We start from the raw sequence: 25,107 nt of genomic DNA on the forward strand, positions 1-25,107 counted from the left end.
TGTATTGACCCAGTGAAATCCTGCTCATGCTACAAGGGAGAACGTAGCGATGAGTATGACGATGGACGAGAACATCAAACGTTGGACGGCGAAGCGCAAGACGGCGCTGGTGATAGAGATCATCCAGGGCAAGACCACGGTGGCGGAGGCCAGCCGGTCATTCGATCTGTCGCCTTCCGAGATCGAAGGATGGGTCGAGGATGCCAAGCGCGGCATGGAGAACTCCCTGCGCGCCAACCCACTCGACATCCGTGAGCAATACGAGAAGCAGCTCAAGGACCTGCAGGAGGCCTATGGCGAGGCCATGCTGGAGCTGCGCGCCCGAAAAAAGCTGGCGGCCCGCATGGAGCGGGAGGACGGCAATTGATCCGGACGCTCCATGAGGGCCTACTGGCGGATGGGATTGCGGTGCCGCTGACCAAGCTGTGCGCCTGGTTCGGCGTCCCGCGGCGGACGGTCTACTACAAGCCGGTCAAGGCCGCGCCCAAGGTCGATCCCCGCTTCGCCGAGCCGATCAAGGCGATGATCGAGAAAGAACCCTCGTTCGGTTATCGCACGGTCGCCTGGCTTCTCGGCTTCAACAAGAACACGGTGCAACGGATCTTCCAGATCAAGGGCTGGCAGGTCCGCAAGCGGCCCATCGGCATGCGGCCCCGGATCGAGGCTCTTCCGTCGGTGGCGACCGCGCCCAATGAGCGCTGGTCGACTGACCTTTGCCGCGTCTGGGCCGGGCGCGATGGCTGGACCACTCTGGCCCTGGTGATCGACTGCCACACCCGCGAGCTTCTAGGCTGGCACCTGTCGCGCTCGGGGAAGGCGACCACGGCCGCAAGTGCGCTGGAACACGCGCTGATCTGTCGCTTCGGAACACTTGGCAAAGTGCCGCAAGAGTTCCTTTTGCGATCCGACAACGGCCTCGTCTTCACCAGTCGAAAGTACACGGCGCTGGTCCGCAGCTATGGCCTGAAGCAGGAGTTCATCACGCCGCACTGCCCGCAACAAAACGGGATGGTCGAGCGTGTCATCCGAACATTGAAAGAGCAGTGCATCCACCGCCAGCGCTTCGACAGCATCCAACACGCGACCCGAGCGATCGGCGACTGGATCAGCTTCTACAATCACCGCCGCCCTCATCAGGCGCTTGCCATGCGCACCCCAGTCGAGGCATTCCGATTAGCGGCTTAACTTGAGCAGATTCCGCTGGGTCAATACAGTGACGCCGACAGATGTCGTCCGTCTTCGCGCCTGCCTCGCTCTCCTTCAGCACACTGATGATTTGTTCTTCTGTGAAACGCTTCCGCTTCATGGGTCTTCCTCCTTCGTCCATTCAAAGGTGGAAAAGTCCAGTTCGCAATGGCCCGGATACCGGGGGAAGGTCAAGATCACCATGGAATAGTCATCCTTCCAGCCGATGTCATGGAAGCGTCATACTGAAATCGCGCCGGGGAACAACCGCACTCAGAGGATGGGGAACGAACGTAGCCGCGGTTCCTCGATCCATGTATGTCCCGCGTCACCAACATGGCGCTCGTGATTGTTCGCTTTACGGCCTACGCTTGGCGCAAGATGACGATGCCCTTACCTTCTTGAGGCCTGCAGCTTCGGAACCTTCGCGCCATGAGTATCCTGTCGCGCATGACAATGCGCCGCCGGGTGGGCACTGGCAGATGTTACCCGCGCCGTATTTGACCAAGCCGTCGCACGGGCTTTGCGAAAACAGATCATAATACGAATTATAGGTTGAATTAAACCGCTGGGAGTGGGTTCATATCCGAAGTGCAAATTCTGCTTACAAAGAGGTTCCAAAGGCACGCCCGCACTCAACCACTGTAGTCTATCAACCAGCATGATGAATGCCTTCTTGTTGGTCGATCCGCCGAATATTAGCTACTTATCCCCTGATTGCCGAACACCCGAATACGTTGGATGTTCTCGAAATTACGCTCTCGCGGATTTCTGGGACCTCCAGAAGTAATTCGTGCTTAGCATTGCACATTAACTCAACCCTGCCATTGGGCCAATTCGCCATACGATCTTCTATCGCGCGGAAGTCGATAACGTTACGCGCTTCGGCTGATCCGGGATCGCGCGGATATCGAAATCAGCAGTTCGCAGTTCGACTTCGTCCGGTTGATCCGAGTTTGCCATGTGCGCTTTGCCACCCAGCGGGAATCGGGCGAGGACTACCCAAGTATCTTGCACAGATCCGTCTTCGTCGACTGGCGCGACTACAAAGACAATTATGGGTTCGAGCAGGTGAACTATTGACGGATTTGTCTCGTTCGCGCATCGACGCCCAGAGACGACCGACGCAATTCGCCGAAACACTCTCTTGCCCTCTCCGGTACAGAATACTCGTACCGCCTTTCCTATTGGCCGACCATTTCGAGAAACGCGCCGTTCTCCTCGCTGACGTCACGCGCTTTTTCGAACGCACGCGCATGTTCCGCCTCAAGGCAGCGTAAGTGGGTCTGGATGTCCTCGATGTAGGGCTCGAAGTCTCTCCGGATGATGTCGGTATATTCCCGCGCGGCCGCCGGATCGCTCGGCACGAAGGGCCGCAGCGGCAACAGTCATGTTTCGGCTGATGCAGGACGCGCAATCAAACCGACCAATATTATAAGGATTGGCGGCAGCATATGTTGCGTACGCATGCTTCAGAAGCTCCGTCTTTCCCTGTTTGACAGCCACTCTCGTGCGTAATGATGACAACTTCGCGAGTGCGGAAAAAAATAAAACTATATCCGAAGAACAATAATATAGTATCGCGTGGCTTAGCTTTCCGGGAAGGATGCCGGGCCATGCACCAACATAAGAAAGCATGGCCCAGGTGATAGATTTAGAGAAAGCAGTGCCAAATGTGGTTACCGAAACCAAGTTCCGCGACCTCGCCGCGGAAGGCTACGCCATCGAGGTGGTGGCCCAGTCCGACGCCCTCAAGAAGGGACCGAGCTGGCACGGCACCTGGATCTTCCGCGTTGTTAGCGACGACGGGATGGAAAAGCTCCTGGTCACGGCGCGGACCCGGACCTCACGCGGCGATATCAAGATCCGCGAGTTCAAGACCGTCACCGGGGTCATCTCCTTTCTGGTGGGCATCGGCTTCTCCCATGCCGATATCCCGCTCGAGGAAGGACAGCGCACGACGCTCAAGCTGCTACGGAACGACCTGCCGACTGGCAGCTAACACTCTCCTCATCCTCTGGCTGGCCGCACCGGCCGCGGCGCAGATGGTGCGGGTCATGGAGATCGACGGCACCCTGACGGCGTCGGTCCCGCAAGAGCGCTTCTCCCGCAATATGCTCCGCACCTGACGATCCATCTGGAAACGGCACCACAAGACAGCGTCCTATTGGGGTTCTGGAGGGGCTTTTCGACCTGAGCGTGGTCGGTCAGGACTCCCGGACATCCACGCCTCGATTCCCTGTTGATCGGGCGGGAGAAACTGTGCCTGATCCTTCCCGTCGATGCCCCCGGTGGAAAGGCGACCTTTGGGACCCGCGGATTCGTGGCGCACCCCGACCGCTATGCCTACGCCAACGAGCTTCTGCCCCTAAACTTTCCCGACATTTTTATCGGCGCGGACCGTTTGCGGATCCGGACCGTCGTGAACCAGATCGGCCAGATCCCGGCACCTGTGGCCTGCGGCATTGGCTACACCCTCTTGCCTCGCTGTGGAATCGAGGCCTTTCCCGGGCCGAGACCGGCTGACCGTCGCGCCCATGACCCATCCCCGCCATCACGAACTATGGTGTATCGCGCGCAAGGGCCAAGAACCGTCCGCCCGGGTCCACCGGATCATGGAGATCGCAAGTGACATCGCCGGACAAATTGACCGATCAGGTTGAGATTTTAGCAACGAACCTGAAAAGGCAGAAAATCTTAATAATTTATCTCTACGCTTTCGAACGTTAATAATCGAAATATATAATTGTAGATAAATAGAAGAGCTGTGGAGAATAGTCTGTTAACCATAAAGTATAAAATTGGGCCTCTAACGTTAACCATGAGGTCTGCCATGATCCGTTTTTTAAGTTCGAACCAGTTGAAGGACTTCCCTAAACTTAAAGGTTCAATGTTTCGGGACCGAGCTGACCAGTTTCAAAGAAGACTTGGTTGGGAAGTAAGCGTTGATTCGCAAGGATTCGAAATGGACGAATACGACGCCTTGAATGCCCTTTACGTAATTTGGGAAAGGAAAGATGGTCAGCATGGCGGCTCCATGCGTCTTCTACCAACTGAGGGTCGGTGTATGGTGAATGAGTATTTCTCCCACCTCATGGGCGGGAAACAGATTAAAAGTCCAATCATCTGGGAGTGCACCCGCTTCTGTCTTTCACGCAACGCTGACTCAGGCACTGCAGCAGCACTTATGCTTGCGGGAGCTGAAGTAATGACGGCTTATAGCCTCCGACATTTTGTTGGTGTATTCGATGCTCGTATGGTTCGGATCTACAAGCGTATCGGCGCCTGCCCGCAAGTGATTGGAAGCCAGGGCGAGGGGCGAGAACGAATTTCTGTAGGATTATGGGATTTTGAATCAGAAGCACAGGCCCGCATCTCAAAAAACGCAAATATCCCACCTGCTCAGACGCGAGCTTGGTTCAATAATGAGCCTCTGGCCCATCGTCAAAAAGTATTGGAAGCATGACCCACGAGGAATTCCAAAACTAAAATATGCTATTACCTAACTGCGGATCTCAACTTCGAGATCCGCAGTTAGCGTCTCATAAAGCTCAGGCAGGGTCAGAACCCATTGAATTCCGCTTGGCTGCGTGATTCACGGTTCGATAAACGAGCGGTGAGCATGTCTGGTCTATTCTGGCTAACAGACGCGCCATCTGCGACAGCTAAGGACGCCCGCTGAACCTTTTCGTGACCTCAGGACAGGTCAGCGATTACATCGATGCCCGTGCATTGATGAGCAGTTTGCCCAAGGTGGACTGTTTGCTTGGAGATCGTGGCTATGACGCAGATTGGTTCCGAGAAGCGTTGAGAAACAAAGGTATACGCGCCTGCATCCCTGGTCGGAAACAGCGGTAGAAACCGGTGAAGTACGACAAGCATCGCTACAAACGCCGCAACCGGATTGAGATCATGTTAGGCAGGTTGAAGGATTGGCGGCGTGTGGCAACCCGCTACGATAGATGCCCGAAGGCCTTCCTGTCAGCCATCGCCCTTGCCGCACTCGATGTCTACTGGCTATGAGTCCTGACCCTAGTTCTCCGATGCGATAGACGCGATCATGGTACGGTCGCATAGGTCCCACGGGCAGACCGAACTCCTCGCCAAGCCGCATGGCGACGAAGCTGTCTGGATACGTGATGCTTGTCGTGGCTTCGTCTAAGGTTATCAGTGGGACGCGCACCTCGCAGGTATCAGGATAGAGGTCTGCGAACCATGATGAGCTGCCCAGAAAAAGGTAGTGTGGCGCTGCTCTCTTGGGACGCCCGCCCGCATCTATGAAGAGCGCTCGCAGCTTCGCTTCGGTCCTCCGGCGCAACTCCATGTATTTACGCCCGAAGACCCGCTTGTAGTTCGGATCGTTTCGACGCCGATCCATGAGGCCAACAACAGTGGCGTCGAGGTCCGCCGGAGCCAGGTCGCTCAAGTTCCTAAACGGCGTATCTCGTACGGAGTGATAGTGCGTGACGAAATCTGGATGAGACATCATGCTGTTCTAATCCGAAATTCGCTCAACGAAGAACGATTCTGATCCTCGAGGCATCCGATGCGTCTGCTGTCTAGCCCTCCTCGATCATGCTGTCCAGGCTGCGACTGTCGATGACGCGCAGGATCTCGATCCGTTCGGGAGTGGGGCGGTAGAGGACGAAGAAGGGGGTGCGTGTGATCCGCAGGCGGCGCACCTCCGCGTGATGCGTTGTCGTTCCAATGAACGGGTTGTCGAGGACCAATCCCTCCATTCGTCGCACTGCCTCGCGCGCCTTCACGGCCCCCTCGGGAAACACTCGCCCGTAGTAGGACCGCAACCAGCGCAGATCGCCGGTTGCCGAACGAAGATAGGCAATTCGCACGGAGGCTCAGCGTGCGTCGGTTCCTGGATGAATGTCCGCCTCCGGCAGAGGGGCCTCGTGCTCAGTGCCCCAGCTATCCATCCAGGCACCTACGGCTTCGGAGGACACAAACACGCCGTGGTCAGCCTCCGCCACGGCATCCTCAATCTGTCGGCGCAGAGCGTCTTGAGCATCGAGCCAGGACCGGATGGCACGGGTGGCGACCTGGGCGGCGGGCCGATCGAGGCGGGCGGCCTCTGCCGCGAGCCGGGACCGAAGATCGTCGTCCAGGCGCAAGGACACGGGAGTTGCGGGCATGGGGGGCCTCCAGCGGTTTGTATCGCGTGAGAATACGGACGACGACAGCGCAATTCAAGACATCTTGCCAATGCTCCTGAGACCCCTTCACGATCCCGACGAAATCCCCCGCCACGAGGCAGGAGAAAAGAGATTACAGTCGTGCGCGGTGTAGCATTCAAGCCGCAATTGGCGCGTTCTTCGGACTTGCCGGGCTGCGGCTGCTGGCGGATCGCGGCTGGATGAAAGTTCAGTGGCAGGTCACTTACCATAAACCATGCCTTGCGATCTAAAGACTCGCGCATCGGTTAGGGACCAGTGTCTCCGTTTCGTTAGGACACTGGTCCTGCTCCTTGCGTTCCCCTGGCTACCTTATCGGATTGCGATGGGGTTGATCATCGACTGAACCGCGCCCTCGAAGCGGGGTTGACCGAGAACAAACATGAATTCGCTCACGCCGTCCTCGACTAGCTGTCCCGTGGCCATGTTTTCGAGGATGTAGACTCCGTTCTTCGCCAAAAGCTCCTGGTGAGCAGGAAAGACCAGACCATCGGGATTTGGGACCGCATCCAGACCCCAGGTATCTGCGCCGACCGCGACGACGCCTTGCTCGGCCAACCAGGCCGCACCTTCGGCATCGATACCAGGTTCGCCGGCCGCGAAACGGTCCGGCTCACTTTCGATCAGCGTCAGCCAGCCCGTATGGAGCAGGATCACGTCGCCTTCCTCAATCGTCAGCTCGGCCGCGTCGAGCGCGGTTTGGATATCCGCGACCGAGATGAGAGTGCCTTCCTCCATCACGTCGGAACCGGCTTGGCCAGCCATGTCGAGCACAATGCCACGGGTCACGATGGGCGGAATATTGTGGATGCCCATTTTGGTCAGACCTCCCGTCGTGATGAAGTCGCCCGGTCGGTTCCCATTGTAGAACGTGTTCGCGATCCCCAAATGGCCCAGCCCGTCGATCTGCGAACCTAGTCCAATCCAGCCCATGATGACGTCATCCACGTAGGTCATCTCGTTCGGGCCAAGGGTCGCGCCGCCTTCCTGGCCTGGCATGAAGATGTTGATATCCAGTTCGCGCACCCCGAAGCCAGGCGTATCGGGTCCGACTGGGATGCCGAGTGCATAGGTCCGGCCCTCGGTGACAAGTCCAGCCGCCCGTTGCACCAGTTCGGGAGTCAACAGATTGGCCGCGCCGATCTCATCGTCTTCTCCGTATTGCGAAGGATACCAATTCTCGCCGGAGCCGTCGTGCTGTTCAGCCAATGCCGTCAGGCCAATCGTGGAGGCCAAGGCAGCGGTCAAGATCATCTTCATGTCGTTTCTCCGAAGGTTTCGATTGCGGTTGAAGTGAGAAGGTCCGTTCAAGCTAGCACGCCTTCATCCTTGATCGTACAGCCCAGCGACCAACGTGCACCACCGGAGGGCGGTCACACCATCAAGTGCGGATCACGAAGGCTGCCCATCACAAAGCAACGGCCAAGATCGAATGGCTCCCACGGTTGCTGGCCAACCAGGTTTCTGCGGCTTGCCCGAACGGCCGCTTCTGGTGAACAGACTGCCTCAGATCATCAAGCCCGCCGTACAGTATTTGGGCTGACGCCGAACAGACGGGCGATCTCCGCGATACGCCGACCTTCCTCATCGCGAAGGCGGCGAACCTCGTCCCGCTGCTGTCGGGACAGGGCGGGAGGTCTGCCGCCGACCCGACCAGCTCTCTTCGCCGCAGCCAAACCCTCGCGCGTTCGCTCCGAAATCCGCTCGCGTTCGAACTGGGCGATGGAGGCGAAAACGTGGAAGACAAGGCGCCCGGCCGAGGTGGTGGTGTCGATGTCCTCGGCCAGGGATCGGAAGCCCGCACCCTTCGCACGGATCGCGTCGACGATGGCCAAGAGGTCTTGCAGCGATCGTGACAGGCGATCGTACTTGGTGACCGTCACGACATCGCCGTCGCGGAGCTGCTCGATCAGCTTGTCTAGAGCAGGGCGGGCGCGCTTCGATCCGGAGATCTTCTCTGAGAAGGTTTTCTCGACCCCAGCGGCGTCGAGTGCGTCCAGCTGAGCCTCAAGGCTCTGACCTTCGGTCGACACTCTCGCGTATCCAATGATCACCGCACATCTCCCAGAAACCTCCCAAAACTACGTTGGTTTTGAACGGGGGTTATGGAACGGTCAAGCTTTTGTCCGGGCGTGGGCTGGATGGAACGTTCTAAAACGACCGTTTGTGACTCATAGGTTATGGCACGGGGTTTATGTCCGCTGTCGGGACGAGCTGGGCTTTCGCTGTGATGAGCAAGAAGGTCCGCGTTCCATCAGCTAAGCTTGAGGGACGTTCCGCCTCTATGAGGCTCGCCGGTCGTCACCCTAAACTGCCGCGCATCAAGAACGGGCGGGCCCATCTCGCGACCGATCCGGTGCTTCCGGACTGGCGGATCACCTGTTTCTTTTCGGGCAAGGGCTATCGCGGCAAGGGCGTGGCGTCCGCGGCGCTGGCAGGTGCCTTGGAGCAGATCGAGAAGCTGGGCGGCGGACGTGTGGAGGGATATCCGGAGGACACCGAAGGCCGGAAAGTCTCGGGGTCCTTCCTAATCAACGGGGCCTTGTCCACGTTCGAGCGCCAGGGCTTTGCGCGGTTGCGCCCGATCGGGAAACACAAATGGGTCGTGACCCGCACCGTTCCCTGAGCGTCCATCAAGCGTCCCTTCGGTCGTCCAGAAAGATCAGGTATATGCCACTGGCGATGATGACGAGCGCGCCGACATAGACCCAAGGGCCGGGAACGGCTCCCCAGAACAGCCAGCCTAAGGCCGTGGCCCAGATCAGGGCCGTGTAGTCGAAAGGCGCAACCACAGCCGCGTCTGCGATGCGGAAGGCGTGGGAGATCAGCGCGATCCCCAGGGTTCCGGCCACGGCCATTCCGAGGAACAGCCAGACATCGGGCCGCGCAAAGGTCGGCCAGTCTCCGAACAAAGTGAAGGCACAGGCAAGTCCGGAGAACAGCGTCATGTAGAGGGTCATCGTCCAGAAGCCGTCGCGTTCGTCGATCCACCGCGCGCTCATCATGACGAGGGCGTTCACGGCGGCGGCAGCCAGCGCCAGCAGAGAAGCCGTCTGCAAGGTATCCGTACCCGGCTGAAGCACGATCAGGACACCCGCGAAGCCTGCCGCGATAGCGACCGCGCGTTTCTTGCCGACGCGCTGTTTCAGGAGCGGCATCGAGAGGGCAGCCACGAAAATCGGCGCGGCGAAGATGATTGACGTCGCTTCGGCGAGTGGAAGGTCCGCAAGGCTTCGGATGAAGAGCCAGGTCGCCGCCACGGCCAGCACGGCGCGCAGGATATGGACGCGGACCTTGGCCGACCGCAGCGTCATGCCACCACCGGTCCAGAACGCCAGACCGGCCACGATCGGCAGCGCGATCAGGCTCCGGACCAGCAGAATCTGGAACGGATCGAAGCGGGCCACCAAGCCCTTCGCAATGGCGTCGTTGACGACAAGCGCCAGAACACCCGTGCACATGACGAGGAGTGCCCAGGCCTTGTTCGAAGTGCTCGATTCCGCGTGATTGCCTCTCATTGCGATCTCGTACTCGATTCAGCACATAAGATCAGCAGACTTCTGTTCGCCCGGCGACAAGTGGATTAAGGCTCCAAGCCAGCTTTCCCGCTGCGCGGGATGTGCCAAAACTCAACCCTTTCTGTCATCGGCGGAAAGGACCGTTTCCGGGCATCTGATGCCCGTCCGCGCGAAGCGCTAGGCCTGTCGGCGAGCGGCCTTCAGGTTGCCCGGCGACAGGTCACTCTGAAACCGCCTCGCCCACGATCACGCCACAACGCAAAAAGACCCCCGCCTGCTGACGGGAGCCTCGATCATTCTGGGCGGCGGGCAGTCACTCTGCGGCCATCCGGTCGGCCTGTGCAGTGCGATCCATGATGTAGTCCACGGCCTTCTGCGCCTCGGACGCGGCGCGGAAGATCGCGCGACTGTCTTCCTTCATCGCCGTCAGCCACCCCTCGACATAGGCCGCGCTTTGGTCGAACTCGGGCTCCACCCCGATTTGCGCGCAGAGCATGCAGTTGCCGATCTCGGCGACCAGCTCCTCGAACGCATAGGCCTTACGGTCATTGAACCGGCCAAAACGGTCGAGCCGCTTTGTAGCCCCTGTCCAGTGGGTCAGCTCATGCGCCAAGGTGCCGTAGTATCCCGCAACCCTGTGAAAGGTCGCGATCGGCGGCATGTGGATGCGGTCGGTCTTGATGTTGTAGTAGGCGCGCGGCTCCTCGGTCACGTCGATCTGCGCGCCACTCGCGGCAAAGAACGCCTCCAACGCGGAATCGGCGACGGTGCCAAGATCACGGGGTGGATCGGGCAGGATGTAGAATTCAGCGGGCAAGCCCTCGATCTGGTCGGCATTGAACACACGGTAGGCCTTGGCATAGGGAATTTGGCGTTCCTCGCCGTTCTCGTCCTCGCGCTCGACGGTCCCGTATTTCACAACGGTGGCGGATTTCTCGCCCTTGCGGACATGGCCCCCGAGCTGCTTTGCCTGATTGAACGTCATCCACCGGGCCGAGCTGTAATCCTTCGCCATCGCGGTTGCCCAGAGCACCAGAATGTTGATCCCCCGATAGGCTTCGCCGTTGAACCGCTCCGGCAGGCTGACCGATCCGCCGCCGCCGGTCCACGGCTTGCGCCAGGGCGGCGTCCCCGCCTCGATCTGTGCGACGATCTGATTGGTGACATGGGTGTAAACGTCAAACTTCTCTGCGGTCATTTGTGCCCCTCCTCGCGTGATGCGGTCGGGGTCTGTCTCCCTTTCCGCCAATGGGCGGGCCTTCCTTCTCTGTTGTCTGGAATGCCCATGCATTCCGGACGGCAGAGCAGGTAAGGGCAAAGCCCGTCCTGCGGCCCGGCGGGGCCGTGACACCCGGGTGGAGGGCGTGAATTTGGGAGGGAACCGCGCGGCTCACGCGTGGGAGGAACCGGGATTCTCGACCGGAACCGACGCCGAAGGCGGCGCTTGCCGGTTTTCCCGGACCTGCCGGGATGGCAGGCGGATCAACAGGATTTGGGAACCGTCAGGGCTGGGGTGAGCGGGCGTCAGCCCGTCGATCCCCTGCCGTGTCTATCGCTCAAAACGAGACCGGCACACAGCCGGGATCACAGATATCCTGCCGCGACCATGCGGCGGCTTTGCGGACGAAGCTGCCACTCCCCAGGCGCTGTCCAATTAAGCGCAGTCGCCCAATAGGTCGAGACTCCGAAGCGTACGATTACTGTTGGACATTTTACGCCCTTCTGCCAGCGCCAGACCCGGGCCTGTTACCACGATGCGATAGCGGCACCCTTCAACTAACTCGTCGAAATAATCCTCTCGAGATACTCCGAACAGGCTAATCCAGGTCGTTTCTGGCAATTCAAAGCTTCCATGATCTGACATGATCAGCCCGCAGTATCCCACACTACTTTTCGGTATGCTGGACCGGTATTTCGGCCATATTTTATAGGTTCTCCGACTTCGGCATTCTCGCGCAACATCCACGCTTGTTATCGTCACGATTTCGGTCTGTCGGATAAGTATCGAAGGTATGACTTTGATACTGGTCATGAGAATGCAAAAAACACCAACTCCTATCAGAAGGCGGTGAAGCTTCTTGGTCGCCTCGTCTTCCGGAGACATAAATGGCTTCATAGAATTCCCGAACTCCCAAAATGCCAGACTGCACGCAACTGGCCGCCATCACTGTCTTATCGACTTTAAATTTGGCGGCAATATGCTCTATTACTGTTCTGCAGCATTCGTAAACATGAGCTCACAGCCGACCTTCGGCAACGCTGCCCTTCGGGATCACATCCCATGCGTCGGCCCGCGGTCGATGTCCCGATCCTTCTCGACCTCCCGATCCCTCTCCTGGTCGCGGTCGTCCCCGATCTCCAGCTTTTCGCGCGGCTTGTTCAGCACGTCCTTCAGGCGCTCGTTCACGGACGGCTTGCGCGCCTCGCGCCCGGTCTTCTCGCCAAGCTCGGGATCGCTGTGACCGTCCAGTTTATGAACCGCCGCCTGGCCATCACGTCCGGCCTCCTTCTCCATGATCTCCTTCAGCCGCTCACGTGCATAGTTCCGCCGCTCCGGTGTGGGCGTGTCTTGCCGGTCCTCTGACCTGCCCACGACTTTCGCCAACCTCTCCCGCATATCCTCCGACCCGGCCCGTGCGCCGCGCTCCTTTGCGGCCGCCGCCCTGAGCGCAGCCAGACCGGCGGACACACGCCCCTGCCCGGCGTCCCGCTCGGCCCCGTAGGTCTCCCGCGCGATGTCCAGGCGTTCGCGCAGCGCGCGAAACGCGGCACGGGCCTGACGGGCGGCATGGACAACTGCGCCGCGCTCGGTGACGGGCACGTATTCCCGGCCCTGGCGCTCGGCCAGCGCCTTCGCCCGGCGCTCCATGGAGTTCGCCGCCGGTCCCAGCTTCAGCTCCGGGTCGCGGTCCAGCTCCTCGGCCGTCAGCTCGTCGCCCCGCTCCAGCGCCGCCTCGCGCTGCGCCTCTAAGCTGCGGTGATCGACGCGCTCCACCTCCCCTGCCCGTTCAAGTGCGCGGTTCTGTAGATCGGCCCAGACGCCGCGCATCTGCTCGATCTCGACGCCGCCGGTTTTCGCGGAATCGAGCACGCGCGTCTTGGCGGTGAAGCCCCCGGCTTCGAGCTTGCGGGTGGAGGTCAGGACGTGGGCATGGTGGTTCCGCTGATCGCCTTCCCGGTGCGGTGCATGGATCGCCACATCGACGGCCACGCCGTAGCGGTTGACCAGCTCCTCTGCGAACTGGCGGGTGATCTGCGACCGGTCTTCGGCGCTGATCTCGGACGGCAGGGCCAGTTCCCACTCGCGGGCGGTGACGGAGTTGCGACGGGTCTCGCTGGCCTCGACCTCGTTCCAGAGTTTCGAGCGGTCGAGCGCCCAGTCCGGCGCATCCTTCGGTGTCAGGATGAAGGTCTCCTCGATGCCCTGCTTGCGGGTGTAATCGTGGATGCGGCCTTCGCGCTGACACTCGATGCGTTCCCCCACACGGTAGGCCGCCGCCGCTGTGGCGGAGCGCCCGGCGCTGCGTTTGATCGTCTTCACGGAAAGGTGGTAGCTGGCCATCGCCCTACCCCGCTCCGTAATGAGAACGATGCAGACGCGCGCCGCTGCTGACCCCGGCCAATGGTCCCGCATTGGCCGTCCGGTCAGCCGTCTTTTTCCCGGAGGCCCGCGCCCCAGATCGAAGTGCGCGTTCGCACCGCTGGGGCCGGAGGGGAAAAGACAGTCCGAACGATGCCGCCCAAGAGGCGGTTGAGGCACGGACTTGCCGATGCGTTCCACCAATCTCCCCAGCCTTGTGGTGGGCGGGAGATTGGTGGAACGCATCGGCGGTTTGCCATCGGCAAACCCGGCAAGGAATGGACGGCTCGGCCGCTACAATCCGCGCAGCCCGCAAGCGCGGCACCCCCGGCGATCCAGCCCCGGCCACGGGGCACGGGATGCCGTCAGGGTGTCGGGCGGCGGGACGCGATCCAACGGCTGACGTTGGTCTGGGAAGGTTTGGAAGGGGCGGTGCGCCCTTCCATCTCGATGCGGCACGCAGCGAAGGGGATGGCCATCGGCCGGGGCTCTGCCCCAAGGAGATCGCACGCAAATCTCGGAACCGCAGGTGGAGAGTTTGCATAAGTGCGCCCTTCACTGATCCTCAGCTCAGGGTTTGCGCAGTCGTCCGATCCTGCAAGAACAGGTGGGGCCACCAGCTCCTTTTTGCCAACTTCCGCCCATCCGAGCGATGCCATCCGCCAGGTTTCGCCGAAAGACGGGCCTGGGTTGGAAGACCGCTTGTTTCTGGACGCGGAGGGCGGAGTCTTACAACCATGACGGGAGTTTGACCGCGGATGGTTTGACACATGGCCGAGACCGAACTCGAACGCGCCGAGAAGCGCTACGCCCAGGCCAAGGCCCGGTTGCAGGCTCTGAAGAACCGGGAAGCCACGCGGCAGCGCAAGCTGGAGACCCGGCGCAAGGTCATCCTCGGGGGGGCGCTGCTCGATCTCGCGGAACGGGATTCGGGGGCGGCGGCGATGGTGGACCGGCTGATCCGGAACCTCTCCCGCGACCAGGACCGCAAGGCCTTCGCGGAGTGGGGTGGCGCGGCCTCCGGCGGGGACGGTCCCTCCCCGGGCGGTGCTGCGTCTTCCCCTGCCCCTGGTGCTGATCCTGACGGGTCCGCCTGATGCAGGGCGTCCTGCTCTTCGTGGGCGGGGTGGCGCGGGTCTTCGTACGGGTGATTGTTACCCCGATCCTTCTCGGGTGGCTGGTCGGCGCCATGGCCTTCGGCGCGATGCTCGGGGCGCTCGCGGGCTTCGTTCTCTCGACCCCGTTCTTCGACATGCCGCCCGGTCAGTCTCCTTGGGAATGGGTGATCTACGGCCCCTGTATCCTCATCGGTGCTCTCCTCGGGGTCCAGTACTGGCGCATGGTCTCCGGGGCCGACGTCTTCTTCGGGCTGACCGGCGACAGCCACGGCTCGGCCCGCTTCGCCAGCCGCAAGGAGCTGAAGAAACACGAGGGCGGTGAAGGTCTCCTGATCGGGCGCAATCCGGGCACCGGGCGGCTGTTGCGCTATGACGGTCCCGCCCACCTGATCACCCTGGCCCCGACCCGCGCGGGGACGGGCGTCGGAACGGTCATCCCGAACCTGCTGGCTGTGGAGCGCTCGGTGCTGGTCATCGACCCCAAGGGCGAGAACGCCCGGATCGCGGGCGCGGCCCGCCGGCGCTTCGGGACCGTCCATATTTTGGACCCGTTCCAGGTCTCCGGCCTGCCCTCGGCCGCCTACAATCCGCTCGACCGGCTCACACCCGACAGCCTCGACCTGGGCGAGGACGCCGCCTCTCTGACGGAGGCCCTGGTGATGGACCCGGCCGGACAGGTGCAGGAGGCGCACTGGAACGAGGAGGCCAAGGCCCTCCTCGGCGGGCTGATCATGTTCTGCGTCTGCCACGAGGAGAACGACCGCCGGTCCCTCGCCACAATCCGGGAATATCTCACCCTGCCCCCGGACCGGCTCAGGGCGCTGCTGGAACTGATGCAGGAAAGCGACGCGGCGGGAGGACTGATCGCCCGCGCGGCCAACCGCTTCCTCGGCAAGGCGGACCGGGAAGCCGCCTCGGTCCTGTCCAACGCACAGCGCCACACACATTTCCTCGACAGCCCCCGGATCGCCCGCTGCATGGCGCGGTCGGACTTCGCGTTTGCGGACCTGCGCCACCGGGTCACCTCCGTGTTCCTGGTCCTGCCGCCCAACCGGATGGACGCCTACAGCCGCTGGCTGCGTCTCCTCGTCTCCCAGGCCCTCCAGGACATCGCCCGGGATGCAGAAGTGTCAGCGACACCGGCAGGCGCCACAGGCGCGCCCGCGGCCCTGTCAGGGCCCACAGGAGACCCTGGGGCCTCCCCTGCCCGCTCTGATGCTCCTGCGACCCCTCTGAGCGCCACAGGACGTCTGAAGGCCCCCGCGCTGTTCCTGCTCGATGAGTTCGCCGCCCTGGGCCGTCTGGAGGCCGTGGAGCGCGCCATGGGGCTGATGGCGGGCTACGGGCTCCAGCTCTGGCCGATCCTCCAGGACATGAGCCAGCTCCGTGATCTCTACGGCGACCGGGCGAACACCTTCATCGCCAATGCGGGCGTCCAACAAGTCTTCGGGGTGAACGACTTCGAGACCGCGAAATGGCTGAGCCAGATGATCGGCCAGGAAACCAGGGGCTATCAGACCGATAGCTTCAAGCCCGGCGACGGCCCAAGCTTCTCCAACCACCTCACCGGCCGCGATCTGCTGACCCCCGACGAGATCCTGCAGATGCCGCCCGAGCTGGAGCTCCTGCGCGTCCAGGGCGAGCCGTCTGCCCTGGCGCAGAAGCTGCGCTACTACGCCGATCCCGAGTTCCGGGGGCTCTTCGTCCCGCAGGATGCCTGAACCCCGGACAGGAGGCCCCCCATGTCTGAACAGATGTCCGATCGTTCCGCTGCTCCCTCCCCTGCCCCGCTCTCCGACGACGAGCTGCGCGAAACCCTTGATCTCATGGCAACGGCCGTGGCCAGCATGTCCGACCGGATCGACGCTCTCACCGCCGTGTCGGACCGGCAGATCAAGGTCTCGACGGAGGCGCGGATCGCGGCCTTCGCCGCCAAGGACCAGACCGACCCCACGCGCCACGGCGACGCCCTGGCGCAGACCCTCAACGCCGGGCTCGGGCAGGTCGCGACCGACATGGCGAAAATCGTCCGCCGTCTGGCCCTCCAGACCGACAAGACGCTTCAGGCGCTGGCCAGAGCGGAGGACGACAGGTCCAGTGCCCTGCGCGAGGTCGTCGAGCGGGAACGGAAGGCGGAACGCCTGAAGCGCCGCCTGCCCTGGATTGGTCTGGGTGCGCTCGTCCTGGCTCTGGCGCTGACGGTCACGCTGCCGCGTTTCCTGGCCAGCAACGCGTCCACCTGCGCTCTGCTTGGGGGCACCTGGACCACGACCACCACCGGCATCGATGCCTGCGTGTTCTACGGCGAGTGAGGCGCTGCTCCTGATCTGCTCGCAGGCACTGTTCTCGGCATCTTGGCCGCCGCGGGCGGCCAGGAGGCTCTGCCTCCTCTGCCCCTAACGGGGCATTCACCTCCGGGATATTTATGGAACAAAGATGCCGTGGTAGGATGGTACCCGCGGTACAGGCGGGGACGCGGAGATGTCTCTGCTGAACCGCCTGGACAGCTTACGTGGCGTCCCACAGCCCCATCTCGATCAAAAGGTCTGCGTCCCTTCCGGCCGCGATGAGTGCCTTCTGCGCCCCAGTGAACTTCGGTAACTTCATGTGGCCCCGCTCCACTTCCAGCCGGGAAGACGTAGCCGAAAACTCCAGTTTCACAGTCCAGTGACCAAGGGGCAGAGCACGTCAGGCGGGCGACGGTGGCACATGTCGCGGCGATCCACGGGGTGAGCCAGCACCGAGCGTGCCAGGTCCCTGGCCGTGGATAGGACAAGCGTATGCAATCGGAGCCTACGCCCGAACGGCGTCGCTTCGGGTATCGGCGCATCCCCATCATGCGCGAACGACAGGGGATCGTACCGAACCTCCAAGAAGCGGAGGCGGCCTTACGGCGAGGAGACACTGCTGCTGCGCCGCAGGGGGGGGCGGGAGCGCGCCCTCGGGACACGGCGACCGATGCGGGTGCCGGATGCTCCGAACGAGCGCTCAAGCCTCGATTTTTGTCAGCGACATGCTCATCGACGGGCGACGGATCCGGAGTCTGGCCGTGGGGGATGACTACAGCCGCGAGTGCATGGCGCGGATTGCAGATACGTCTGCTATCCGGCCGCGGCGCCGCCCGAGAACGCAAGGCGCCGTGATCGCAGCGCGCCGACGACCGGCGATGGTGGGCTCGGACGACGGCACGGAACCGCCCTCGATGGCGATTCCGTCACCGTGTCGGCGCTCCCATGTCGAGCGGCTGGCATCACCTCACGCCAGGCGATTCTGTGACCGGGCACGCGGGTACCACGCCGGTGGATGAAAAGAGCGGAACGACCAGCGGTCGAGAAAAGTGGGTGCCCAAGGACGGGGCGCGCAGAGTGCGCATGTGGACCCAGCGCCCGACTTTATCCGCAAGCGCGCAGATCTTTACGGATTACGACGCACTCAACAGCTTTCGATCCCGCGGTTTCGATTCTCTTGCGGGTGTTTGGCGGTGCTGCTCTTCGAACATTTCCGCCAATAATTCTTCCAGGGCATCGGCAGTGGCGTCAAACCCCATCATTCTTGCCTGCGATGCCGCTGAAAGCGTCCGCGCGATGATATCATTGGTGATCATTTTTATACTTTCGCTCTAAAGTTAATCGTAAAACAAATCGCTAATCTTTATGAACAAAAGGTTAACAGATCGAGCGCGAGCCGATTTCCGCCGATCGGCCTGCGCTCGAGAGGCGTCCGACTTAATTCAGCAAGACTCCTTCCCTGCTGAAGACGATGGATTTGATATTGCTTGTGCGCTTGCTGTCCTGCGGGGTCTGGGTTTCATCTCGATCCCTGTAGCGGGTGGACTCGTAAGGGAGCGTGATGCCATCCATAACCTTGAGACGGTGCATATCCGCTAACGCGGCCTGCCTCGCCCCGTCGATCTTGTGCTTGAGATTCTCCAAGCCTGCGAACTGCGCGTAACGATAGAGATCGTCAAGATTGTCGAACAGTTCGCCAAGCCACTTATATTTTTCCATTCCATTACCCTTGATTATACCTTAGCAGCACGCATAGGTTGCAGTGAGTACACCCTAACTTTGCTGTAATGGTTAAAAGTGGGTTAACGCTTCACGTTGGTTCCGCGCGCCTCGGCTGTTTTTTTCAGATGTTGCCGCATTGTGTCGAATTACCTTGCGTCAATTCGTCCCGTCGAGATCTCTAAGCTGGTGAGATAGTACACAGCATAGCTGTGTGCGGCATGGCCATGTGGAAGGATACGAATTTATAATCGGCAGGCGCAATATAGACTTTCCGACCGGTGTTACGGCCAAATTACTGGTCCTCCATTGTCATCCGATTCTCCCCGGCCAGGTGTTCGCGAAACAAATGGATCACGCTTCCCCGATGGGGCCGACAGACGATTCTGCCGATGGTGCTTCATTTCCATTTCTTCGCGTGGCGATCTCAGGAGACATCCATGTTTCGAAAAGCTTTTTCACGCGCGCACGCCGACCCCGCCCCGAACGCCGATTTTGCCGCGTATCAAGTTTTGCGGCTTGCGAAGGCGCATCTGCCGGGGCGTGCAACAGGCGACACCCTACGACTTGAGAAAATCCCTTCCAATCCCGACAAGCCATGGTCCAGCACGGTTTTTCGAATTGTTGGAGCCACGGGATGCGTCGCGTTTTGCAAATGCGCCCACGGTGCCGACGCAAGACATCGCATGGCCCACGAAGTGACCGCGGCCGGGCGCGCCGCCGAGCGATTGACGCATCATCCGGGCTGTGTCGCGCCGCGCATCCTGCATCACGACAAACGTCGCGCCATGATGCTGATGACGCCGTTGCAGGGGGCAACTCTAGGGGCTCGACTTCGCGAGGTCGGTGCGGATCGCGTGCGCCGCGCCGACTTTCTGGAACGGACGGGCCGGATCCTTGCCGCGTATCACGGCACACTTGCCCTGCCAGCGCCTCTAGCCTCAGCGGTGCAGCTCGAACGGTTGCGATCCCCGGCCCGTAGCGCGTCCGCATCCCCCGCCTTCGCCGCAATTTGCAACCGGCTCGACGCACTGAAAGACGTGCTGCTTGCGCCCAGTCATATCCGTGGGCATTTCCACGGCGATATGAACTGTGCCAACATTCTTGTGGGCCGGGACGGCGAGGTTGGGCTTGTCGATTTCGAGCGCGCCGGGACCGGGGTCCTCTATCCCGAGATCGCGACGCTCCTGATCCGGGTCCTTTGTGTTGCGCCGGAGACAGGAACGCCGAAAGGCGCAGGCATGATCCCCGACGACGATCTCGCCGCATTCGAGACCGGCTACGGGCTGATCCGGGGCCCGGGCTTCGATGCGGCCTGCCTGCTGTCGCTGGCCCGGATGTTCGTCAGGTCGAAGCTGCTGGAAACAGGCGCACAGCTGACGTCCCATCAGGCTCGCAGACGTCATAGGCTGATCGATATCGCCGCGCGTGTCACGGAGTGATCGACAGGCGTCCCGCATCGCCCGATCGTCGTCCCCTGCCCCCACCGTGGCTAGGCAGGACCGGTCCGGACCGTTATAGACGCGCGCGGGCCGTCCCCGTTGCGGCATGTCGCGCAGTCAAAGGATGCATCCAATGAAAATCGCCGTCGCCGGACTCGGCTACGTGGGGCTGTCGAACGCGGTGCTGCTGGCCCAAAACCACCCCGTCACCGCCGTCGACATATCGCAAGCGCGGGTGGATCAGGTGAACGCCCGCCAATGCCCCATCGTCGATGCCGAAATGGAGCGTTTCTTGGCGGAGGAGTCACTGAGTCTGACCGCCACCACCGATGCCCCGGCCGCTTATGCCGACGCGAAATTCGTGATCGTCGCCACGCCGACCAATTACGATACGCTCACCAATTCCTTCGACACCTCGTCGGTCGAGGCGGTGATAGCCGCCGTCGGGGCCGTCAACCGCAGCGCCACCGTTATGGTCAAATCCACCGTGCCCGTGGGCTTCGTCAACCGCATCCGCACCGAGATGGGCACGGACCAGGTGATTTTTTCCCCCGAATTCCTGCGCGAAGGCCGCGCGCTGCACGACAACCTGCATCCCTCGCGTATCATCGTGGGCGAACGCTCGGACCGGGCGCGCGCCTTCGCCGACCTGCTGGTCGAAGGCGCCATCCGCAAGGACGCGCCGGTGCTGTTCACCGACCCGGACGAGGCGGAGGCGATCAAGCTCTTCGCCAATACCTACCTCGCCATGCGCGTGGCTTTCTTCAACGAACTCGACAGCTACGCCATGGCGGGCGGCATGGACACGCGCCAGATCATCGATGGCATCGGGCTCGACCCGCGCATCGGCGATCACTACAACAACCCCTCCTTCGGCTATGGCGGCTATTGCCTGCCGAAGGACACCAAGCAGCTTCTGGCGAACTATTCGGAGGTGCCGCAGAACCTGATCCGCGCCATCGTCGACGCCAACCGTACGAGGAAAGACTTCCTGTCGGACCGCATCATCGCCCGCCAGCCCCGCATCGTGGGCGTTCACCGGCTGGTGATGAAGGCGGGATCGGACAATTTCCGCCAAAGCTCGATCCAGGGGATCATGAAGCGCATCAAGGCCAAGGGGATCGAGGTCATCGTTTACGAACCGGTCCTGGATGACGAGACCTTCTTCGGCAGCCGGGTGGTCCGCGACCTTGATGCCTTCAAGGCCGAGGCGGATCTGATCGTCGCCAACCGTCTGACCGACGATATCGCGGACGTCGCGGGCAAGGTCTTCACCCGCGACCTGTCGGGGCTGGACTAGGGTCCAGCCCGCCGATACCGCGCGTCGGGGCCGACGATCCGACCCCCGGTGTCAGACGATGTCGATGGCCTGCTCCAGCCCGCTGGTGGAGCCGACGCCCGCCAGCTCGAACGCAGCAGAGCCGAAATCGAAGACCACATTGCCCGCCTCGTTGATCGCGGCGAATTCCGATACGGTCTCGCTTGCGCTCAGGGTGCCGGACCACAGCGCATCATCGAGCTGCAGCCTGTCTTCCGACGCGTCGAAGGTGCTGAAGATGTCGACGCCGTCGCCCGCACCGAAGACGAACGTGTCGGCGCCCTCCGCCCCGAACAGGCGGTCGTTGCCCGCTCCGCCTTCCAAGATGTCGTCACCGGCGCCCCCGAACAGGCGGTCGGCGCCATCCCCGCCGATCAGCGTGTCGGCACCATCGCCACCGCCCATCGTGTCGTTGCCGCCGCCACCCGCCAAACGGTCGGCGCCGTCGCCGCCACCACCCCAGATCTTGTCGTCACCGTCGCCGCCGAAGACCACGTCGTTGCCGGCCGCACCGCCGACCGTGTCGTTGTCATCGCCGCCGAACAGCGTGTCGCTGCCGCCGCCACCCAAAACCTTGTCGGACCCCGCGCTGCCGAAGGCCTTGTCCGCACCGCCGCCGCCGAACAGCTGGTCGTTGCCGCCCGCCCCACCGATCCGGTCGTCGCCGGCACCACCGCCGGCAATGTCGTCGCCGCCGCCGGCATAAAGCCGATCGTCATCCGACCCGCCGAAGATGGTGTCGTCATCCGCCCCGCCGAACAGCGTGTCCTCGCCATCCATGCCGCGGATGATGTCCCGCCCGGCGGCGCCGAAGACCAAGTCGTCGCCACCGCCCGTATCGACCTCGTCATTGCCGTCGCGCGGGCGGATGATGTTGTCGGAATTGTTGCCGATAACGCGATCGTCCCCCGATCCGGCGATCAGGTTCTCGATCACCGTGCCCCTGGCGATGCCCACATTGCCGACCCCGCCCTCGATATCCGAGAACGAGCCACCCCGCATCGAGATCACGTTGTCGGTGGTCGAGAACCGCAGGTCGATGGTGTCGATGCCGCCCTGGTCGTAGATGGTGAAAGCCAGATCTTCGTTTTCGGTCAGGAAGCCCGCGGGTGCGGTTCCGCCGGCAAGAACGTCGAAGAGCGTACCCAGGTAATTCTCCAGATTGGTATTTGCCCCCCAGGTCGTGTTGCCCGCGGTGACCCCGTCCCTGCCGGGCGCGCCGTAGAGTTCCTGGATCGCAACGATATCGACCATCATCGGGCTCACCAGCGCGCCGTAGCTGGCATCGACGGTCGGATTATCGGTCTGGTTGAAATAGGACATGACCGACATCTGCCAGCTGTCGTTGGAAAACAGTTCGTCGCGGCCGTAGACGGCATTGCCCCCATACGGGCCCAGATGACCCACACCCAGCGCGTGGCCGATCTCGTGCAGGTAGACCGAGAAGGAATAGCTGTCGATCCCGGTGCCGTAGATCCGGAGCCAGTCCGAAGTCACGTTGACCGATGAGGCTGAATTGACCCCGTCGCCATCGACCGCGTTGGCGCGCGCGAAGGCGCCGCTGCGGTTGTCGTCGAAGGTGATATCGGCCGATCCGCCGACTTCGCGGAAGGACAGGTCGGCGACCATTTCCCACGCTTCCAGCGCCCAGCGGGCCAGCTGCCGTCCCGCCACCGTCAGCCCGCTCAGGTCCACTGTGATGTCACCATCGGCAAAGGCGAAGCGGGAGAAGTTCTGGCTCTCCCAGTAGCCGTCGGTCAGGTATTCCGCCATCTCGTCGACGGTGCCGACACCCCGTGGGGCGTCGCTGATCGGCCCCGATGTGGTGCCCAAAACCGAGGCGTCTTCCAGACGCGCGGCCAGCGGTGTGGGCGGAACATCGCTGCCCAAGGCGCAGCTGGACGCGATCGGGGCACTCTGGGAACACACGGTGCACATGGGCGGACTCCGGTAGCAAGGAACAAGGGGGTGAGGGCGCGGGGCGTTATGGGCGCAAAATCGGCGAGGATTATGGTTCGGGTGGGTCGAAAGCTGGGCGCGCACGCGCTTTCGGGCGCAAGGGGTCGGGCAGATCGGCCAGTAGGCGCCGTACGAGCGGGCCGGGCGCCGCGCCGGGCCGCAGCGGCGCCGACGGGCCCGGCCGGAGCGCGTCTGCGCCGTGGCGCCAGTCGAGTCGGACCCGCGCGTCGGCGATGCGCAGCGCCAGGGCCAGATCGCCGGGCCGGGTCGGCGCGCGGGAGAGATCGTCCATCACCCGCTGCACCGCACCGGGCGCGATGGCGCGCAGCGCATCCTTCAACGCGCGGCAGGCGCCGGGCAGGCGCGCTTCGGCGGCGGCGCAGTCCAGGGCCACGACCGGGCGGGCCTGCTGGGCGGGCGCGGCCCCCTGGGCGGCCGGGCAGCCACCCGCTGCAAGGGCCGCGCCAAGGAGGGTGACGCGCGGGACGGTCAGGAACTGCATGGCGGTTGGATTCGGGCCAATGGGACACCCCAATCTAGGGAGCGCGAGGTTAACATCGCGCTACCCGACACCGCCCGCGGTGTGAATTCCCGCCCGCCCCCATGGGCGGGTTGCCGCCCCGCACGCCCCTGCCCGATGGCGGGTCTTTGCCGCAGGGCGCGGGGCTGCGGCGTTTCGCCTCAAACGCCGTAATAGTCCCTGTACCACGCCACGAAGGACGCCACGCCCGCGCGGATATCGGTGGCCGGGGCGTATCCCGTCAGCCGCTCGAGCAGCGCCGTGTCGGCCCAGGTGGCGGGCACATCGCCGGGCTGCATCTCCATCAGGTTGCGCTCCGCCGTCCGTCCCAGCGCCGCTTCGATTGCGTCGATGAAATCGCCCAAGGGGACCGGCGCGCCGTTGCCGATATTGACCACTCGGAAGGGTGCCACAGGCGACAGGCTGTCGCCCGGAACGGGCGCCCCGGAAACCCCGCCCTCGGGCACCGCGCCGTCCGCGGGGCGTTCGGGCACCGCGTCGATCAGCAGCCGGATGCCGTGGACCAGGTCGTCCACATGGGTGAAGTCGCGGCGCATGTTGCCGTGGTTGTAGACGTCGATGGGACGTCCTTTCAGCATCGCGTCGACGAACTTGAACAGCGCCATGTCGGGCCGCCCCCAAGGCCCGTAGACGGTGAAGAAGCGGAACATGGTGACCGGTAGGCCGTAGAGATGGGCGTAGGAATGCGCCATGCTCTCGGTCGCCTTCTTGGTGGCGGCGTAGAACGACATCTGGTGATCGGCACGGTCGGTCTCGACATAGGGCATGGCGGTGTTGGCGCCGTAGGCCGAGCTGGTCGAGGCCAGCAGCATGTGGGCGGGCGGATGCGCCCGCGCGGCTTCCAACAGCTCGAAGGTGCCCGCGATATTGCTCTCCAGATAGGACCGCGGATTGTCGATCGAGTATCGCACCCCCGCCTGCGCGGCCAGGTGCACCACCACGTCCGGGCGTTCCTTGGCCATCAGGTCCATCAGCAGTCCGGGCGTCTCGACCCGGTCGTTGACCGTGCGAAAGCCCGGGCTTTGCAACAGCATCCCCTGCCGCCGCTCCTTCAGGCGCACGTCGTAGTAATCGGTCATCGCGTCCAGCCCAATGACGCGGAACCCGTCCTTCAGCAGCCGCCGACACAGATGCATCCCGATAAATCCAGCCGATCCGGTCACAAGTGCCGTGCGGGTCATATGGTGGGGTCCTTTCCCTGTTCACAGCGCCCTATCGCGCGGACTTGCGACGGAATCGAGACAGCAACTGCA

Annotated in this window: 23 protein-coding genes and 2 pseudogenes; 11 read left to right on the plus strand and 14 right to left on the minus strand. The window is 62.5% G+C overall.

Annotated features, from left to right (window positions below; all coding sequences use genetic code 11):
* Positions 1 to 61: 61 nt before the first annotated feature.
* Together ILP92_RS16360 and ILP92_RS16365 are read left to right on the plus strand one after the other, a co-directional pair.
* On the plus strand, positions 62 to 367 hold the full coding sequence (locus ILP92_RS16360; RefSeq protein ID WP_235971524.1) for a DUF1153 domain-containing protein: 306 nt from the start codon (positions 62 to 64) through the stop codon (positions 365 to 367).
* A gap of 41 nt (positions 368 to 408) precedes the next feature.
* Positions 409 to 1,185 (plus strand): IS3 family transposase, encoded by a 777-nt coding sequence (locus tag ILP92_RS16365; RefSeq protein ID WP_214650081.1) that lies wholly within the window; start codon positions 409 to 411, stop codon positions 1,183 to 1,185.
* A 13-nt stretch (positions 1,186 to 1,198) separates the two neighbouring features.
* On the opposite strand, the pseudogene ILP92_RS16370 reads toward ILP92_RS16365, so the two are convergent.
* Both ILP92_RS16370 and ILP92_RS16375 read right to left on the minus strand, forming a co-directional pair.
* Positions 1,199 to 1,306, minus strand: a pseudogene (locus ILP92_RS16370) (transposase); the annotation flags it as partial.
* A gap of 1,063 nt (positions 1,307 to 2,369) precedes the next feature.
* A complete protein-coding gene (locus ILP92_RS16375) occupies positions 2,370 to 2,570 on the minus strand; it encodes a hypothetical protein (protein WP_235971526.1) in 201 nt (66 codons plus the stop codon).
* A gap of 263 nt (positions 2,571 to 2,833) precedes the next feature.
* Between ILP92_RS16375 and ILP92_RS16380 the strand changes: the two genes are divergently transcribed.
* The 3 genes and pseudogenes from ILP92_RS16380 to ILP92_RS16390 form a co-directional block, all read left to right on the plus strand.
* Positions 2,834 to 3,187: a hypothetical protein gene (locus tag ILP92_RS16380; protein WP_438361562.1), complete on the plus strand. Its 354-nt coding sequence runs from the start codon at positions 2,834 to 2,836 to the stop codon at positions 3,185 to 3,187.
* Between the two features lie 831 nt (positions 3,188 to 4,018).
* On the plus strand, positions 4,019 to 4,651 hold the full coding sequence (locus ILP92_RS16385) for an acyl-homoserine-lactone synthase (RefSeq protein WP_198917497.1): 633 nt from the start codon (positions 4,019 to 4,021) through the stop codon (positions 4,649 to 4,651).
* A 203-nt stretch (positions 4,652 to 4,854) separates the two neighbouring features.
* A pseudogene (locus ILP92_RS16390) lies at positions 4,855 to 5,208 on the plus strand (IS5 family transposase); the annotation flags it as partial.
* 536 nt (positions 5,209 to 5,744) lie between these two features.
* On the opposite strand, the gene ILP92_RS16395 reads toward ILP92_RS16390, so the two are convergent.
* From ILP92_RS16395 to ILP92_RS16405, 4 genes are all read right to left on the minus strand, one after another.
* On the minus strand, positions 5,745 to 6,035 hold the full coding sequence (locus ILP92_RS16395) for a type II toxin-antitoxin system RelE/ParE family toxin (protein ID WP_198917498.1): 291 nt from the start codon (positions 6,033 to 6,035) through the stop codon (positions 5,745 to 5,747).
* A gap of 6 nt (positions 6,036 to 6,041) precedes the next feature.
* Positions 6,042 to 6,332: a CopG family ribbon-helix-helix protein gene (locus tag ILP92_RS18955; protein ID WP_497549933.1), complete on the minus strand. Its 291-nt coding sequence runs from the start codon at positions 6,330 to 6,332 to the stop codon at positions 6,042 to 6,044.
* 351 nt (positions 6,333 to 6,683) lie between these two features.
* On the minus strand, positions 6,684 to 7,631 hold the full coding sequence (locus tag ILP92_RS16400; RefSeq protein ID WP_198917499.1) for a cyclase family protein: 948 nt from the start codon (positions 7,629 to 7,631) through the stop codon (positions 6,684 to 6,686).
* 254 nt (positions 7,632 to 7,885) lie between these two features.
* On the minus strand, positions 7,886 to 8,425 hold the full coding sequence (locus ILP92_RS16405; protein ID WP_198917500.1) for a recombinase family protein: 540 nt from the start codon (positions 8,423 to 8,425) through the stop codon (positions 7,886 to 7,888).
* A 176-nt stretch (positions 8,426 to 8,601) separates the two neighbouring features.
* Here ILP92_RS16405 and ILP92_RS16410 point away from each other — a divergent pair, with 176 nt between their 5' ends.
* The gene (locus tag ILP92_RS16410) at positions 8,602 to 8,997 is read left to right on the plus strand and encodes a hypothetical protein (RefSeq protein ID WP_198917501.1); all 396 of its coding nucleotides are present in this window, start codon (positions 8,602 to 8,604) and stop codon (positions 8,995 to 8,997) included.
* Positions 8,998 to 9,004: 7 nt separating this feature from the next.
* On the opposite strand, the gene ILP92_RS16415 is transcribed toward ILP92_RS16410, so the two are convergent.
* The 3 genes from ILP92_RS16415 to mobQ all read right to left on the minus strand — a co-directional run bounded on the left by ILP92_RS16415 (position 9,005) and on the right by mobQ (position 13,451).
* Positions 9,005 to 9,889 carry a DMT family transporter gene (locus tag ILP92_RS16415; protein ID WP_198917502.1) on the minus strand — a complete coding sequence of 295 codons (885 nt, stop codon included), beginning with the start codon at positions 9,887 to 9,889 and terminating at the stop codon, positions 9,005 to 9,007.
* Between the two features lie 313 nt (positions 9,890 to 10,202).
* The gene (locus tag ILP92_RS16420; protein ID WP_235971528.1) at positions 10,203 to 11,138 is read right to left on the minus strand and encodes an ArdC family protein; all 936 of its coding nucleotides are present in this window, start codon (positions 11,136 to 11,138) and stop codon (positions 10,203 to 10,205) included.
* 1,023 nt (positions 11,139 to 12,161) lie between these two features.
* Positions 12,162 to 13,451 (minus strand): MobQ family relaxase, encoded by a 1,290-nt coding sequence (gene mobQ / locus ILP92_RS16425; protein ID WP_198917503.1) that lies wholly within the window; start codon positions 13,449 to 13,451, stop codon positions 12,162 to 12,164.
* Between the two features lie 788 nt (positions 13,452 to 14,239).
* Here mobQ and ILP92_RS16430 point away from each other — a divergent pair.
* From ILP92_RS16430 to ILP92_RS16440, 3 genes are read left to right on the plus strand one after another with little or no spacing between them, the layout of a single operon-like run.
* Positions 14,240 to 14,566: a mobilization protein gene (locus ILP92_RS16430; RefSeq protein WP_235971531.1), complete on the plus strand. Its 327-nt coding sequence runs from the start codon at positions 14,240 to 14,242 to the stop codon at positions 14,564 to 14,566.
* Positions 14,566 to 16,308 (plus strand): type IV secretory system conjugative DNA transfer family protein, encoded by a 1,743-nt coding sequence (locus tag ILP92_RS16435; protein WP_198917504.1) that lies wholly within the window; start codon positions 14,566 to 14,568, stop codon positions 16,306 to 16,308. Before ILP92_RS16430 ends, ILP92_RS16435 begins: the two co-directional genes overlap by 1 nt.
* Before the next feature lie 21 nt (positions 16,309 to 16,329).
* Positions 16,330 to 16,899: a hypothetical protein gene (locus ILP92_RS16440; RefSeq protein WP_235971533.1), complete on the plus strand. Its 570-nt coding sequence runs from the start codon at positions 16,330 to 16,332 to the stop codon at positions 16,897 to 16,899.
* Positions 16,900 to 18,008: 1,109 nt separating this feature from the next.
* On the opposite strand, the gene ILP92_RS16445 is transcribed toward ILP92_RS16440, so the two are convergent.
* The gene (locus ILP92_RS16445) at positions 18,009 to 18,191 is read right to left on the minus strand and encodes a hypothetical protein (protein WP_198917505.1); all 183 of its coding nucleotides are present in this window, start codon (positions 18,189 to 18,191) and stop codon (positions 18,009 to 18,011) included.
* A 121-nt stretch (positions 18,192 to 18,312) separates the two neighbouring features.
* Entirely contained in the window at positions 18,313 to 18,594 is a 282-nt protein-coding gene (locus ILP92_RS16450) for a hypothetical protein (protein ID WP_198917506.1), read from the minus strand.
* Positions 18,595 to 18,986: 392 nt separating this feature from the next.
* Between ILP92_RS16450 and ILP92_RS16455 the strand changes: the two genes are divergently transcribed.
* Together ILP92_RS16455 and ILP92_RS16460 are read left to right on the plus strand one after the other, a co-directional pair.
* Positions 18,987 to 20,036 carry an aminoglycoside phosphotransferase family protein gene (locus tag ILP92_RS16455; RefSeq protein ID WP_198917507.1) on the plus strand — a complete coding sequence of 350 codons (1,050 nt, stop codon included), beginning with the start codon at positions 18,987 to 18,989 and terminating at the stop codon, positions 20,034 to 20,036.
* 133 nt (positions 20,037 to 20,169) lie between these two features.
* On the plus strand, positions 20,170 to 21,336 hold the full coding sequence (locus tag ILP92_RS16460) for a nucleotide sugar dehydrogenase (RefSeq protein WP_198917508.1): 1,167 nt from the start codon (positions 20,170 to 20,172) through the stop codon (positions 21,334 to 21,336).
* A gap of 51 nt (positions 21,337 to 21,387) precedes the next feature.
* On the opposite strand, the gene ILP92_RS18755 is transcribed toward ILP92_RS16460, so the two are convergent.
* The 3 genes from ILP92_RS18755 to ILP92_RS16475 all read right to left on the minus strand — a co-directional run bounded on the left by ILP92_RS18755 (position 21,388) and on the right by ILP92_RS16475 (position 25,035).
* Positions 21,388 to 23,292, minus strand: coding sequence for a M10 family metallopeptidase (locus tag ILP92_RS18755; protein ID WP_198917509.1), 1,905 nt, complete (start codon positions 23,290 to 23,292; stop codon positions 21,388 to 21,390).
* Between the two features lie 70 nt (positions 23,293 to 23,362).
* Positions 23,363 to 23,815 carry a hypothetical protein gene (locus ILP92_RS16470; protein ID WP_198917510.1) on the minus strand — a complete coding sequence of 151 codons (453 nt, stop codon included), beginning with the start codon at positions 23,813 to 23,815 and terminating at the stop codon, positions 23,363 to 23,365.
* 179 nt (positions 23,816 to 23,994) lie between these two features.
* Positions 23,995 to 25,035, minus strand: coding sequence for an NAD-dependent epimerase/dehydratase family protein (locus tag ILP92_RS16475; RefSeq protein ID WP_198917511.1), 1,041 nt, complete (start codon positions 25,033 to 25,035; stop codon positions 23,995 to 23,997).
* Between the last annotated feature and the right edge of the window lie 72 nt (positions 25,036 to 25,107).

Source organism: Palleronia pontilimi (genome assembly GCF_016412875.1).
Lineage (GTDB): Bacteria > Pseudomonadota > Alphaproteobacteria > Rhodobacterales > Rhodobacteraceae > Palleronia > Palleronia pontilimi.